Raw genomic sequence first — 13,481 nt, 5'->3', positions numbered from 1 at the left:
TGCGAGAGGTGCGCAACGCCGCAGCTTTGTCCTAAAGCGGTAGCATCCGGTTCAAGAGGTCGAGCAGCGTGCGCTGCTCGGCCTCGCTTAGTGGAGCCAGCATCTTCCGATTATACGGCCCCGTCAGGCTTGCCCCGTCCTGAATGAGCTTGGCGCCCTTCGGCGTAAGCATCAACTCGACCGCGCGGCGGTCGGATTTCGAGCGGTTACGCTTGATGAAGCCGGACGATTCCAGCTCGTTCAGGATCTTGATCAGGTTCGGCAGGCGCAGGCGGAGCAGGCTGGCAAGGCTGCTGGGGGGAACGCCCGGATTGTCGCGAATGACGACGAATATCGCGTAGGTCGCCGGCGTCAGGCCCAGTGCGGCGAACTCCTCGTAGAAGCCTTCGAAGAACTTCAGCTGCGCGAGCCGCAGCATGAAGCCGGGCGTGCGCTGCAGCGCGCGCAAGTCCAGTGACGTCTCCGACGGTTGAGCGGGCTTTGCTCCGGGTCTAACTGCTTTCGGGCTCATGATCCTGGATCCGGCGGCCACAAGTCGGCCGAATTGACACTCTCAAAAATAGCTATAAAATATAACTATTATAGAGCGGCACCAAGACCGCCCATGGGAGGGACACAATGAACAGCAAATTCCTGCATAAACTGTGCATGGTGGCCGCGGTGCTGACCGCCGCACCGGCCTTGGCCCAGGACGTCGTGAAGATCGGCATCCTGAACGATCAATCGGGGCCGTTCGCGAGCTATCAGGGCATCGGCTCGGTCGTCGCCGCCAAGATGGCCGTCGAGGACTATGGCGGAAAGGCCGCCGGCAAGCCGGTGGAAGTCGTTGCGGCGGACCATCAGAACAAGACGGACATCGGCATCGGTATCGCCCGGCGCTGGTACGAGAACGAGAGCGTCGATGCGATCTTCGACATTCCGAACTCGTCGATTGCGCTCGCCGTGGCCGGCATGAGCGCCGAGAAGAACAAGGTCTTCGTGGGCTCGGGCGCCGGCACGGTGCTTCTGACCGGGGAGAAGTGCACGCCAAACACCGTGCACTGGACCTACGACACCTATTCCTACGGGCGCGGCCTCGGCAAGGCCATCGTGCAGCAGGGCGGCAAGAAATGGTTCTTCATCACCGCGGATTACGCGTTCGGCCATGATCTGGAAAAGCAGGCCGCGGAAGCCGTGAAAGCGTCCGGCGGTGAGGTGCTCGGCAGCGTGCGGCATCCGTTGGGCACGGCTGATTACGCCTCATTCCTGCTCCAGGCCCAGGCGTCGGGCGCGAGCGTCATCGCATTCGCCAATGCAGGGGACGATACCATCACCTCGATGAAGCAGGCCGCCGAGTTCGGGCTGACGAAGGATCACAAGCTGGTCGGATTGATCCTCGGCATGAACGGCCTTCCCGCGCTTGGGCTCAAGTTTGCGCAGGGCGCGCAGATCATGAATCCGTTCTACTGGGATCTGACCGACGGCACGCGTGCTTTCGCGAAGCGCTTCGCCGAACGCATTCCCTCGAAGGCCTATCCGAACGACATGCAGGCCGGCGTCTATGCCTCGGTCATCCACTACCTCAAGGCGGTCGACAAGGCCCGCGGCGCCAAGGACGGCAAGGCCGTGGTCGCGACGATGAAGCAGATGCCGACCGACGATCAGTTGTTCGGCAAGGGCTACATCCGCAAGGACGGCCGCAAGATCCATCCGCTCTACCTGTTGCAGGTCAAGGCTCCCGAGGAATCGAATTCGTCCTGGGATCTGCTGAAGGTCGTTGCCACGATCAAGGGCGAGGACGCGTTCCGGTCCGAGAGTGACGGTCAGTGCCCGCTCGCAAAGCAATAGCGGTTCGGAGCTGACCATGAGCGGCATTGCATCCAGTCCGGTCGATCCGTTCGCGCCCGGCTTTCTGACGGATCCCTATCCCGCCTATGAGGCGCTGCGCGCAATCGGGCCGGTGTTCGAGGTGGAGCGCTACGACGTGTGGGCCATGGCCCGCTATGCCGAGGTCGAAGCGGCCCTGAAGGACTGGAAAATGTTCATCAGTGGCGAGGGCGTCGGGCTGAACGGGATGAACCCGGCGCTGCCAAAGCCGCTGACCCTGCAGATCGATCCGCCCGACCACGACAAGGGCCGCCGCGTGCTCGGCCGCACGCTGTCTCCGGGCGTCGCAAGGAAGCTGCGCGAGACGTTCCAGCGCGAAGCAGAGAGGAAGGTCTCGGAGCTGATCGACAAAGGCACGTTCGATGCCGTGACCGATCTTGCGGAAGCCTATCCGATGAAGGTGTTTCCGGACGCGATCGGCATCCGCCCCGATGGGCGCGAGAAGCTGCTCGCCTGGAGCACGTTCGTATTCAACAGCTTCGGCCCGGAGAACGAGATCCTCGCGGCGTCGCGGAAGGACGGCCTCGCGGCGCAGAGCTGGATCATGGAATGTTGTGCGCGCGATGCGCTACGGCCCGACAGCCTCGGCATGATGATCTACCAGGCGGCCGATGAGGGCGAGATCACCGAGCACGAGGCGACGCATCTGGTGCGGCCGTTCCTCACGGCCGGGATCGACACCACCGTCAATGGCATCGGCAATACCCTGCTCGCGCTCGCCACCCATCCGGACCAATATCGCAAGCTGCACGAGAAACCAGAGCTGGCACGCAACGCCTTCGAGGAAGGTCTGCGCTACGATTCACCGGTGCAGACGTTCTTTCGTACCACCTCGCGCGATGCCGAGATCGGCGGCGGCATGATCCCGGCGCACCGCAAGGTGCTGCTGTTCATGGCCTCCGCCAATCGCGATCCCGCGCGCTGGGACAAGCCGGCCCGTTTCGACGTGGAGCGGGTTGCGACCGGCCATGTCGGCTTCGGCGCAGGCATACACGCCTGCGTCGGCCAGATGATCGCGCGTCTGGAGGGCGAATTGATCTTCGGCGAGCTCGCAAGGCGCGTGAAGATGATCGAGCTCGCGGCGGAGCCGAAGCGCAGGCTTAACAATTCCCTGCGCGGGCTGGAGAGCATGCCGGTTCGCGTAACGCCAGCTTAGGCGGGCATCACGCGGCAGGATGCGCGACGGCTCAATTCCTCGCCGGATCCGTTGCCGCCGCCGCGCGTGCGGGCCGCGGCGCAGCGGGTTCGGCGACTCGCGCAGCCGGGGCGCGCGAGCGCATGATGGCGGCGTCGATCTCGGCGATGACGCGGCGCTGGATCGCCTCGTTCTTGTCGATCGAGATGTGGCCGACGCCACTGCCGCGGATGTCGACATTGTCGAGCTTGCCGCGGAACCCGGCCGCGGCCCGCACCGGCTCGCCGGGGCCATCGCCGATATAGATGTTGATGTAGCGTTCCGCGCCGGTCGAGAGCTTGGTCTTGAACACGGAGTCGAGGCCGATCGCGAGCTTCACGGGCACGCCGAGCTGGTTGAGCTTGGCGATCATGTCGGGCAGCGCGGTCGCACCCGAGGAATGGCCGACCAGGATGATGGTCTTGAGCCGACCGGCCTTGTAGGCAGCCGCCGCTTCATCGGCGAGCGAGGACCAGGACACGAAATTGGCGACGGTCACCGGGATGCCCTGCGCCTGGAGGCGGGCGCCGATCGTGTCGAGGCCGAGCGAGAAGATGTTGAGCACGCCGCGTAGCAGATAGACATGCGTGGTCGCCACCGCGGCCTGGCTCGGCGCGGCCTTGGCGGTGGTCGGGCTGATGGCAACAGCTGACAGCAGGAGCAGACCCATCGCCCACGCACGGAGGGTGGACAATTGGCTTGCGCCGGCGGTGTGACGGCCGTTCGGTCTCATCGATCTTTTCCCTGGAGACAATACGCTTCGCGATTGGCCAAAATCGTAGCCACGGCGCGCTCGCAGACGCAACAAAGAGGCGCGTGAGCGCCAATCTTAGCAGCAAGCCGTGACCATCGCGCAACACTTGCCCGGAACATGCCACTAAAGCGCCTGTTTTGAGACCATTTTTCTCCGGGGAATTGCGGAGGGACAATGGCGTTCCTATTTCAGGGCTCCGCCGACCTGTCCTCCTGGATGGTCCGGCCCCCTCCCCAGCCTTTGCTCCTCAGCCTCGCGGCCATCATGTCTTCCATCATCTCCGTCGCCAATCTGTCGAAGACCTATGGGTCCGGCTTCAAGGCGCTCAAGAACGTCAACCTCGACATCAAGCGCGGCGAGATTTTTGCGCTGCTCGGCCCCAACGGCGCCGGCAAGACCACGCTGATCTCGATCATTTGCGGCATCGCCAATCCGAGCGAGGGCCGCGTCCTGGTCGGCGGCGAGGACATCCAGACCTCCTACCGCAAGGCGCGCTCGCTGATCGGCCTCGTGCCGCAGGAATTGCACACCGACGCGTTCGAAAGCGTGTGGGCGACCGTGAGCTTCTCCCGCGGCCTGTTCGGCAAGCCGAAGAACCCCGATCACATCGAGAAGGTGCTGAAGGCCCTCTCGCTGTGGGACAAGAAGGACAACAAGATCATCACGCTCTCCGGCGGCATGAAGCGCCGCGTGATGATCGCCAAGGCATTGTCGCACGAGCCGCAGATCCTGTTCCTGGACGAGCCGACCGCCGGCGTCGACGTCGAGCTGCGCAAGGGCATGTGGGAGGTGGTGCGCGGGCTTCAGCAATCCGGCGTCACCATCATCCTCACCACGCATTACATCGAGGAAGCCGAGGAGATGGCCGACCGCATCGGCGTCATCAACAAGGGCGAGATCGTGCTGGTCGAGGACAAGACCACTTTGATGCAGAAGCTCGGCAAGAAGCGGCTGACGCTGCACCTGCAGAACAAGGTGACGGCGTTGCCGGAAAGCCTCAGCCATTACGAGCTCGAGCTCTGCGACGGCGGCGCGACGCTGGTGTACGATTACGACACCCAGGGCGAGCGCACCGGCATCACCAGCCTGCTCGGCGACCTCCGCACCGCCGGCATCCGCTTCAACGACCTCGACACGACGCAATCGTCGCTCGAGGACATTTTCGTCGACCTCGTGAGGACGTCATGAACCACCGCGCCATCCGCGCCATCTACCTGTTCGAAATGGCGCGTACCTGGCGGACCCTGCTGCAAAGCATCGTCTCGCCGGTGGTCTCGACCTCGCTCTATTTCGTGGTGTTCGGCGCTGCGATCGGCTCGCGCATCAGCGAGGTCGAGGGCGTCAGCTACGGCACCTTCATCGTGCCGGGCCTGATCATGCTTTCGGTGCTGACGCAGAGCATCGCCAACGCCTCGTTCGGCATCTACTTCCCGAAATTCACCGGCACGATCTACGAGATCCTGTCGGCGCCGATCTCCTATTTCGAGATCGTGCTCGGCTATGTCGGCGCCGCCGCCACCAAGTCGATCATCCTGGGCCTGATCATCCTGGCGACCGCCGGGCTCTTCGTTCCATTGCATATCCAGCATCCGGTCTGGATGCTGGCCTTTCTGGTGCTGACGGCGGTGACGTTCAGCCTGTTCGGCTTCATCATCGGCATCTGGGCCGACGGATTCGAGAAGCTGCAGATGATTCCGATGCTGGTGGTGACGCCGCTCACCTTCCTCGGCGGCAGCTTCTATTCCATCGACATGCTGCCGCCGACATGGCGCACGGTCGCGCTGCTCAACCCGGTCGTCTATCTGATCTCCGGCTTCCGCTGGAGCTTTTACGAGATCGCCGACGTCAGCGTGTCCGTCAGCATCGGCATGACGTTGGCCTTCCTGGTGATCTGCTTGGTCGTGATCTGGTGGATTTTCCGAACCGGATACCGGCTCAAGAACTGACCACGCGGCGCTCGCGAAAATGTCAGCGCCGCCGGCCGGCGCGGCACAAAGCGGCCTTGCTTACGCCTGCCATCACGTTAACGATGGACAGGCTGGCCGCTGGAACCAACGCCGGGCTGCAGGCATAATGCACGCCGGGGGACGGAGAGCCGCGGCGCTAAGCATGAACAGGCCGGAGGCCAGAAGTCAGATGCGTTCGTTTTTTATTGCTCTCACATCCCTGATGCTTTTGAGCGCGGGCACCGCGCAGGCCAAGGTCGAGATCACCGTCGACAAGGACAATCAGCAGATGACCGTCGCCGTCGACGGGGTCGCGCGCTACCGCTGGCCGGTGTCGACCGGCCTCCCCTCGCGCGAGACGCCGAACGGCGCCTTCCGGGCCTTCCGCATGGAAGAGGATCACTACTCCAAGGAATTCGACGACGCGCCGATGCCGCACGCGATCTTCTTCACCAAGGTCGGGCACGCCATCCACGGCACGGACTCGGTCGGCCGGCTCGGCTCGCCGGCATCCCATGGCTGCGTGCGCCTGTCGCGCCAGAATGCCTCGACGCTCTATGCGCTGGTGCAGCAGCAGGGCGTGCTCAACACCACGGTGACGCTGACCGGCTCGGCACAGGTGGCGCTGGCGCGCAATCCGCGCGGCCGCAACAACACTGCGGTGGCCCGCGCCCCGCAGCCGGCCGAAGACCAATACGCCACCACCGGCGCCCCCGTGGACCTGACCCCGCCGGCGCAGCCCGCGCGGCGCTACATGCCGCAGGACGACAATTACATCTACCCGGCCGACGGCAGCGACACCGGCGCGCGCTATCCGGCGCCGCGCTCGGCCACCCGCCCGCTCTACGACGCGCAGGTCTATCAGCAGCAGCCGCGGCCTTATTACGACCAGGGCTACGGCCAGCAGGGCTATTACTATCAGCCGCAGCCGCGGCAGGTTTATCAGCCGCGCGGCTACTACTATCAGAACTGACCCGGCGACCATCAACCGCCCTTGACCGTCGAGGCACCATGCCATCACGTGCCACGACAATCCCGGTGCTGCTCTCGCTGCTCACTGCCGGACAAGCCATGGGATCTGATTTGGCCTTCGACCTCGAGGCGCATCGCGGCGGGCGGGCGCTGCTGCCGGAAAACACCCTGCCCGCCTTCGCCCATTCGCTGACGATGGGCGTGGACACGCTGGAGCTCGACGTCGGCGTCACCGCCGACGGCGAAGTGATCGTCGCGCATGAGCGCGGGCTCAATCCCGATCTCGCACGGCGGCCCGATGGCGCCTACATCGCTCCGCCCGGCACGCCGTTCGTGAAATTGCGGCTCGACGAGATCAGGACCTATGACGTCGGCCAGATTCGGCCGGACAGTGCCTATGCGAAACAATTTCCGGGCCAGCGTGCCGTCCCGGGGACTCGCATTCCCACCTTGCGCGAGCTGTTCGCGCTGGTGCGCAAGTCCGGCAACAGGCAAGTGCGCTTCAACATCGAGACCAAGATCGATCCGAACCGTCCCGATGAAACGCTTGATCCGCAAGAATTCGTCGCGAAGCTGCTCGGGGTGATCGAGACCGAGGGAGTCTCCGATCGCGTCATGATCCAGTCGTTCGACTGGCGAACCTTGCGTCGCGTCCAGCAGCAGGCGCCGAACATCCCGACCGCGTACCTGACGATCCAGCGCAGCCTGGCTCCGACGGTAGCGCTCGACAAGGCGACAAACTGGACGGCGGGGTTCAACCCGGCCGATCACGCCGGCTCGCTGCCGCGCACGATCAAGGCTGCGGGCGGCGCGATCTGGTCGCCCTATTTCGGCGACGTGACCGCGCCTCTGGTCTCCGAGGCCCACGCGCTCGGACTGCGCGTCGTGGTCTGGACGGTGAACAAGCGTGAAGACATGACGCACATGATCGAGCTCGGCGTCGACGGCATCATCTCGGACAGGCCGGATCTATTACGAGAGGTGGCCGGCGCTAAGGGAATTGCGCTGCCGGTGGGGACGCCCGTGGCGCCGTAGTTGCGATGCCTCGTAGCCCGGATGGAGCGCAGCGAAATCCGGGACAGTACCACGCCGGGAGCGCCCCCGGATTGCGCTTCGCTCCATCCGGGCTACGAAGAGAGCCCTACTCGCCGTCCTTCCAACGCCGATACAGCGCGCCCAGGATGTTCGAATAGTCATCGGTCCAGACCCGCACCCTGTCGTCGGCTTCGGTCTGTTCCCATTGCTTGGAGGACGCGAGCCTGCCGATGTCGGCCTCCTCGCGCGCGGAGATGACGACGTCGGTGGAGAAGATGTAGTCACCATCGCGCCCGGAATCCTCGTTGAAGACCCAGCTCTTGAGATCATTGGCGTCCGCGATACCGACGACGACGGTTTCGAGGTCCAGATGCCGGTTGGAGACGTGCATCACCACGGCACCGTGCGGCGCGAGCTTGTCCTTGTAGATCTTCATCGCCTCTTCGGTCGCAAGATGGATCGGGATCGCGTCGGACGAATAGGCGTCGACGATGACGAGATCATAGGCGCCGTCGGGCTCCTTGGCGAAGGTGAGGCGCGCATCCCCGATGACGGGCTTCATGTCGGGCATGCAGCTCGAGATGTAGCGGAAATTCCTGGGATCACGCGCCGCATCGACCATGGACTGGTCGATCTCGAAGAAGGTCCAGTCCTCCCCCTGCTCGGCGGCGCAGGCGAGCGTGCCGGCGCCGACGCCGATCGCGGCGACCTTCAGCGGCGCGCCCTTGCGCTCGCGGATCGCGCTGACGGCCTGACCGATGCCGCCGTCCTTGTGGTAATAGGTGATCGGCTCGGGCCGGCCGGCAACAGGCGTGCCGTCATTGTTGCGGAAACGCTCGGCGCCATGAATGGTGGTGCCGTGCATCAGCACGTGGAAATAACCGCCCGGCGTCACCACGATCTTGTGCACGCCGAAGAAGCTGCGCACGGTCGTGACGCGGCCCTCGTCCGCGGGATAGACGCGGATCAACGCCAGCGCCAGCACGACGGTGGCAAAGATCTTCCAGCGCCCGGCATTAAGGATCAGCGCGAGCAGCGCGGCGAGCACGCCGACGGCGCCGGCGACCCAGACACGATGATCCTCGAACCAGGTCGAGAGGCCACCGGTCGTATATGACGGCGCGATGAGCGCCACCGCGAGCGCGGCGAGCGCCAGCCAGTACCATTTGACGATTGCGGCCAGCCGCTCATTCCCGGACGGACGGCACAGCGCGGCAAGCGCGATCAGGATCGGATATTCGGCGATCCACGAGAAGGTGAAGGGCGCAACGAGCCCCGCGAACAAGCCGCCGACCATGCCGCCGAACGACAACGCGACATAGAAGCCGGTGAGATATTTGGCGGCAGGCCGCGTCCGCGCCAGCTCGCCGTGGCAGGCCATGGCGATGACGAAGAAGCAGAGTTGATGTCCGCCGAGGGTCAGCAGCAGGTTCTGCTCGCCGCCGAAAGCCAGCAGGACGACGACGCCCGCAATCGCGACCGGCTGGAGCATCAGCATCCATTTGTGCGGCAGCAGCGGCCGCGACTGGAACACGACGACCCAGGTCAAGAGGTAAAGCGACAGCGGCAGCACCCACAAAAGCGGCGCCGCCGCGACGTCGGTCGAGATGTGCGCGGTGACGGCGATGAGCAGGCCCGATGGCACGGCGGCGAGGAAGATCCAGCGCAGCCGCGTCAAGAGGCCGGGCGCGGGTGCATTCACGTCCTCGGCCCGCGTGTCGGTTAGCGCCAACTTCGGCGAACGCAACAACAGCACGCCGCAGGCGCCGATGAGGAGGATCAGCAGGCCATAGCCACCGGTCCAGAACCGGTTCTGCATCTGCAGCGTGAACATCGGCTCCAGCAGGAACGGATAGGACAACAGCGCGAGGAAGCTGCCGACATTGGAGGAGGCGTAGAGGAAATAGGGATCGTGCCCGGCCGGATGGCCGGTGCGGACGAACCAGGCCTGCAGCAGCGGATTGTTCGCGGCGAGCGCAAAGAACGGCAGCCCGATCGAGACCGCGAACAGGGCGAGCAGCCAGACTGCGTAGCCCGAAGCCGGCGGCTCGCCATAGGCGGAGGCGATGCCGAGCGGCAGCGTGGCGAAGGCGGCGAACAGCAGCACCAGATGTACCGCGACGGGGACGATCCGGTTCCGCGCCTGCATCAGCAGATGCGCATAGGCATAGCCGGCCAGCAGCAGCGACTGGAAGAACACCATGGCCACCGACCACACCGCCGGCGAGCCGCCGAGCCGCGGCAGCACCATCTTGGTGAACAGCGGCTGAACCGAGAACAGCAGCAGCGCGCTGACGAAGATCGCAGCGGTGTAGACCGTCAGCAGCAGCCGGTTGCGCGACGACGACGGCTGCTCCGTGGCGGCGGGTTGCACGATCGAATCCATGAATGCTCCGGCTCAAACCCCGGCGGGCGCCGGATCGCGCGCAATGGAGCACAAGGCGCCTGGACGGGCAATAAAGTGTGGCGTGATGTTGCAGCAAGGAATGCTTGATATAAGAGGGTCGTTCCGGGCGATTCAAAGCATCGAACCCGGAACCTCGAGATTCCGGGTTCTCGCTTCGCGAGCCCCGGAATGACAGTAGACCGGGCCTCGCATTCTTCATGACAGATACCGACGTCATCATCATCGGCGCGGGCCATAACGGCCTCACCTGCGCGACCTATCTGGCGATGGCGGGCCTGCGCGTGCGCGTGGTCGAGCGGCGCAAGGTGGTCGGCGGTGCCGCGGTGACGGAGGAGTTTCACCCCGGCTTTCGCAATTCTGTCGCCGCCTACACCGTGAGCCTGCTCAATCCGCAGGTGATCCGTGACCTCAAGCTTGCCGAGCAGGGCCTGCGCATCGTCGAGCGGCGTGCGCAGAATTTTCTGCCCGCGCCGGACGGCAGCTATCTCCTCACCGGCGAGGGACGAACGAAAGCCTCGGTGGCGCGGCTCAGCGCGCATGATGCGGAAGCGCTCGACGGCTTCGCGCGCGAGCTGGAAGGCATTGCCGACGTGCTCAGGCGGTTCGTGCTCCGCGCGCCGCCGAACCTGCTCGACAGCTTTGGCACCAACGCGGTCCGCGAGGCCGTGAACGCTTTGCAGAGCGCCAACATTCTGCGCGGCCTGACGCTGGAACAAAGCCGCAGCCTGCTCGATCTGTTCACGCGCTCGGCCGGCGAGATGCTGGACGAACGTTTCGAGCACGATCTGGTCAAGGCGCTGTTCGGCTTCGACGCCATCGTCGGCAATTATGCCAGCCCCTACGCCGCCGGCTCGGCCTATGTGATGCTGCATCACGCGTTCGGGGAGGTGAACGGCAAGAAGGGCGTGTGGGGCCACGCCATCGGCGGCATGGGCGCGATCACGCAGGCAATGGCGCGCGCGGCACGCGACCGTGGCGTCGTGATCGACACGGATGCCGGTGTGCGCGAGGTCATCGTCGAGCGCGACCGCGCCGTCGGAATCGTGCTGGAGAACGGCTCTGCGATCCGCGCGAAATATGTCGCGGCCAATGTCAATCCAAAGCTGCTCTACACGCGGCTGATCGCGGCCGATGCTCTGCCTGCGGACTTCCTCGCCCGAATGCGGCATTGGAAGAACGGCTCCGGCACCTTCCGGATGAATGTGGCGCTGGACCGCCTGCCCTCCTTCACGGCGCTCTCAGGCGAGGGCGATCACCTCACCTCCGGCATCATCCTGGCGCCGAGCCTTGGCTATATGGACCGTGCCTGGCTCGACGCGCGCGCGCAGGGCTGGAGCCGCGAGCCCGTGGTGGAGATGCTGATCCCCTCGACGCTCGACGACACGCTGGCCCCGGCCGGCAAGCATGTCGCTAGCCTGTTCTGCCAGCATGTCGCACCAGGGCTTCCCGATGGAAAGTCGTGGGATGACCATCGCCACGAGGTCGCCGATCTCATGATCGCGACGGTGGATAAGTACGCGCCGGGATTTGCGGCAAGCGTGCTCGGCCGTCAGATCCTGTCTCCGCTCGATCTCGAGCGGCAGTTCGGGCTGCTTGGCGGCGACATCTTCCACGGCGCGCTGACATTGAACCAGCTGTTCTCGGCGCGGCCGATGCTGGGCCACGCCGATTATCGCGGGCCGCTGAGAGGCCTCTACCATTGCGGATCCGGCGCCCATCCCGGCGGCGGCGTCACCGGCGCCCCCGGCCATAACGCCGCGCAGGCCATCCTGCGGGATCACCGCGCCCTGTTCGGAAGCCGTGGATAGGGCTGTGGATTGGTTGTGGACAGGCTGTCGAAAGGCCTGTGAGCGGCCAGAGGAGGCCTGGGCGATACGGCCAGGAGCGATCCTGGGGAAAGCCGGTGGGAAATCGGCGGGGCGATCAGGGGAAAAGTGGTGGACAAAGTCCGGACAAGCAGGCGGATAAGCTGTGAAGTCGGGCGGCAAAAACGACCTCGCCCGCCAGGGGAGACCCCTAGCGGGCGGTGATCAGAAACAGCCTTTGAAGAAAATAGCCCCCGCTGGAAAATGGCGGCGGAAATTACTTCAAGGAGGTGCTAATCGAAGTGAACTTCTCGTTCATGGTGGTGCCCAGGCCGTTCACCACGGTAATGATCGCCAGGGCGATACCCGCGGCGATCAGGCCGTATTCGATCGCGGTTGCACCGGACTCATCCGACCAGAACTTCTGAATCATGCGCTTCAAGACTCGCCTCCGTTTCAATTCAAAGCTGCGTGGACTTGCTTGTACATCCGAGAATATACGGGCCACACACTGCAGGCGCGTTAATACGGGAACCTCAACTTGTCCGAAAACTGGGCAGCAAAAGTTCCAAAAATTGAACGCGACGGAACCCTGAATGCAGCCTTCCCCGACCTATCGCGCCAGCTTTTCGATTGGCAGCGAAGCCGACGCCAAGCGCGTCGTCGACGTGCTCACCGAGGTCTTTTTCGACGGCGATGCGGCGGTCGCCGCGTTCGAACGGCCTGACGGACGCTGGGACGTCACGTTGCATTTCGCCGCAGCGCCCGATCAGGCATGGCTGCGCGAACTCGTTGCAACTTCAGCAGGAAATGAGATCGCGGCGACGCTCGTCTTCGACACTGTCGAAGCCAAGGACTGGGTCAAAGCCAGCCTTGAAGATCTGGCCCCGGTGCCGGCCGGCCGCTTCGTCGTGCACGGCAGCCACGATCGCGACCGTGTGGCGCCGAACAAGCTTGCCATCGAGATCGAGGCGGCGCTCGCCTTCGGCACCGGTCACCATGGCACGACGCGCGGCTGTTTACTTCTGCTTGACCATGTCCTGAAGAGCTCCCGCCCAAGGTGCCTGCTCGATCTCGGCACCGGCACGGGCGTGCTGGCGATCGCGGCGGCGAAGGCGCTGCATCGCGCGGTGCTCGCTTCCGACATCGATCCGCCATCGGTCCGGGTGGCCGCCGAGAACGCCACGCTGAACGAAGTTGGCAACCATGTGCGGGTGATCCGCGCGACCGGCTTTGCCGCGCCAGATTTTGCGCGTGCAGGCCCGTTCGACCTGGTGCTCGCCAATATCCTTGCCAATCCGTTGCGGCAATTGGCAAGCCCGATGACGCGGCACCTTGCGCCTGGCGCCCGCGTCATCCTCTCCGGCCTCTTGACGCACCAGGCGCCCGCCGTGATCGCCGCCTACCGCGCCCGCGGCCTCGTGCCGGTGAAGCATCTGCGCATCGAGGGGTGGAGCAGTCTGCTGCTGAGGAAGGTGGGATGAACTAACCGCGTCGCGACGGCGGTGCGCTCCCTCGCCGC

At 64.7% G+C, this 13,481-nt stretch carries 12 protein-coding genes; 8 read left to right on the top strand and 4 right to left on the bottom strand.

Annotated elements, in window-relative coordinates:
* Positions 1 to 31 precede the first annotated feature (31 nt).
* Positions 32 to 448, bottom strand: coding sequence for a MarR family transcriptional regulator (locus tag I6F16_RS07555; RefSeq protein WP_225114523.1), 417 nt, complete (start codon positions 446 to 448; stop codon positions 32 to 34).
* Positions 449 to 618: 170 nt separating this feature from the next.
* Between I6F16_RS07555 and I6F16_RS07550 the strand changes: the two genes are divergently transcribed.
* Together I6F16_RS07550 and I6F16_RS07545 are read left to right on the top strand one after the other, a co-directional pair.
* Positions 619 to 1,827: an ABC transporter substrate-binding protein gene (locus I6F16_RS07550; protein ID WP_109144960.1), complete on the top strand. Its 1,209-nt coding sequence runs from the start codon at positions 619 to 621 to the stop codon at positions 1,825 to 1,827.
* 16 nt (positions 1,828 to 1,843) lie between these two features.
* Positions 1,844 to 3,022: a cytochrome P450 gene (locus I6F16_RS07545; RefSeq protein ID WP_225114524.1), complete on the top strand. Its 1,179-nt coding sequence runs from the start codon at positions 1,844 to 1,846 to the stop codon at positions 3,020 to 3,022.
* A gap of 31 nt (positions 3,023 to 3,053) precedes the next feature.
* Here the strand turns inward: I6F16_RS07545 and I6F16_RS07540 are convergent, their stop codons facing one another.
* Positions 3,054 to 3,773 (bottom strand): hypothetical protein, encoded by a 720-nt coding sequence (locus I6F16_RS07540; protein WP_225114525.1) that lies wholly within the window; start codon positions 3,771 to 3,773, stop codon positions 3,054 to 3,056.
* Between the two features lie 285 nt (positions 3,774 to 4,058).
* Between I6F16_RS07540 and I6F16_RS07535 the strand changes: the two genes are divergently transcribed.
* The 4 genes from I6F16_RS07535 (at position 4,059) to I6F16_RS07520 (ending at position 7,747) form a co-directional block, all read left to right on the top strand.
* A complete protein-coding gene (locus I6F16_RS07535) occupies positions 4,059 to 4,982 on the top strand; it encodes an ABC transporter ATP-binding protein (protein ID WP_225114526.1) in 924 nt (307 codons plus the stop codon).
* On the top strand, positions 4,979 to 5,740 hold the full coding sequence (locus I6F16_RS07530; protein ID WP_036006407.1) for an ABC transporter permease: 762 nt from the start codon (positions 4,979 to 4,981) through the stop codon (positions 5,738 to 5,740). The genes I6F16_RS07535 and I6F16_RS07530 overlap by 4 nt, the downstream gene beginning before the upstream one ends.
* A 163-nt stretch (positions 5,741 to 5,903) precedes the next feature.
* Positions 5,904 to 6,713: a L,D-transpeptidase gene (locus tag I6F16_RS07525; protein WP_081492937.1), complete on the top strand. Its 810-nt coding sequence runs from the start codon at positions 5,904 to 5,906 to the stop codon at positions 6,711 to 6,713.
* 38 nt (positions 6,714 to 6,751) lie between these two features.
* Positions 6,752 to 7,747 (top strand): glycerophosphodiester phosphodiesterase, encoded by a 996-nt coding sequence (locus I6F16_RS07520; RefSeq protein ID WP_109144962.1) that lies wholly within the window; start codon positions 6,752 to 6,754, stop codon positions 7,745 to 7,747.
* A gap of 106 nt (positions 7,748 to 7,853) precedes the next feature.
* Here the strand turns inward: I6F16_RS07520 and I6F16_RS07515 are convergent, their stop codons facing one another.
* The gene (locus I6F16_RS07515) at positions 7,854 to 10,133 is read right to left on the bottom strand and encodes a fused MFS/spermidine synthase (protein WP_225173535.1); all 2,280 of its coding nucleotides are present in this window, start codon (positions 10,131 to 10,133) and stop codon (positions 7,854 to 7,856) included.
* A 218-nt stretch (positions 10,134 to 10,351) separates the two neighbouring features.
* Here I6F16_RS07515 and I6F16_RS07510 point away from each other — a divergent pair, with 218 nt between their 5' ends.
* Entirely contained in the window at positions 10,352 to 11,962 is a 1,611-nt protein-coding gene (locus tag I6F16_RS07510; protein ID WP_036006399.1) for an NAD(P)/FAD-dependent oxidoreductase, read from the top strand.
* 274 nt (positions 11,963 to 12,236) lie between these two features.
* Here I6F16_RS07510 and I6F16_RS07505 read toward each other — a convergent pair whose 3' ends face one another.
* Positions 12,237 to 12,401, bottom strand: a complete 165-nt coding sequence (locus I6F16_RS07505) for a Flp family type IVb pilin (protein WP_036006397.1) — start codon at positions 12,399 to 12,401, stop codon at positions 12,237 to 12,239.
* A gap of 154 nt (positions 12,402 to 12,555) precedes the next feature.
* Between I6F16_RS07505 and I6F16_RS07500 the strand changes: the two genes are divergently transcribed.
* Complete coding sequence (locus tag I6F16_RS07500) at positions 12,556 to 13,443, top strand: 50S ribosomal protein L11 methyltransferase (protein ID WP_225114528.1); 888 nt, start codon at positions 12,556 to 12,558, stop codon at positions 13,441 to 13,443.
* The last annotated feature ends 38 nt before the right edge of the window (positions 13,444 to 13,481 follow it).

This window comes from Bradyrhizobium sp. IC4060 (assembly GCF_020193715.1).
GTDB classification, from domain to species: domain Bacteria; phylum Pseudomonadota; class Alphaproteobacteria; order Rhizobiales; family Xanthobacteraceae; genus Bradyrhizobium; species Bradyrhizobium yuanmingense.
Note: the sequence above shows the minus strand (reverse complement) of the source record. Positions and strands in the feature narration are given on the sequence as shown.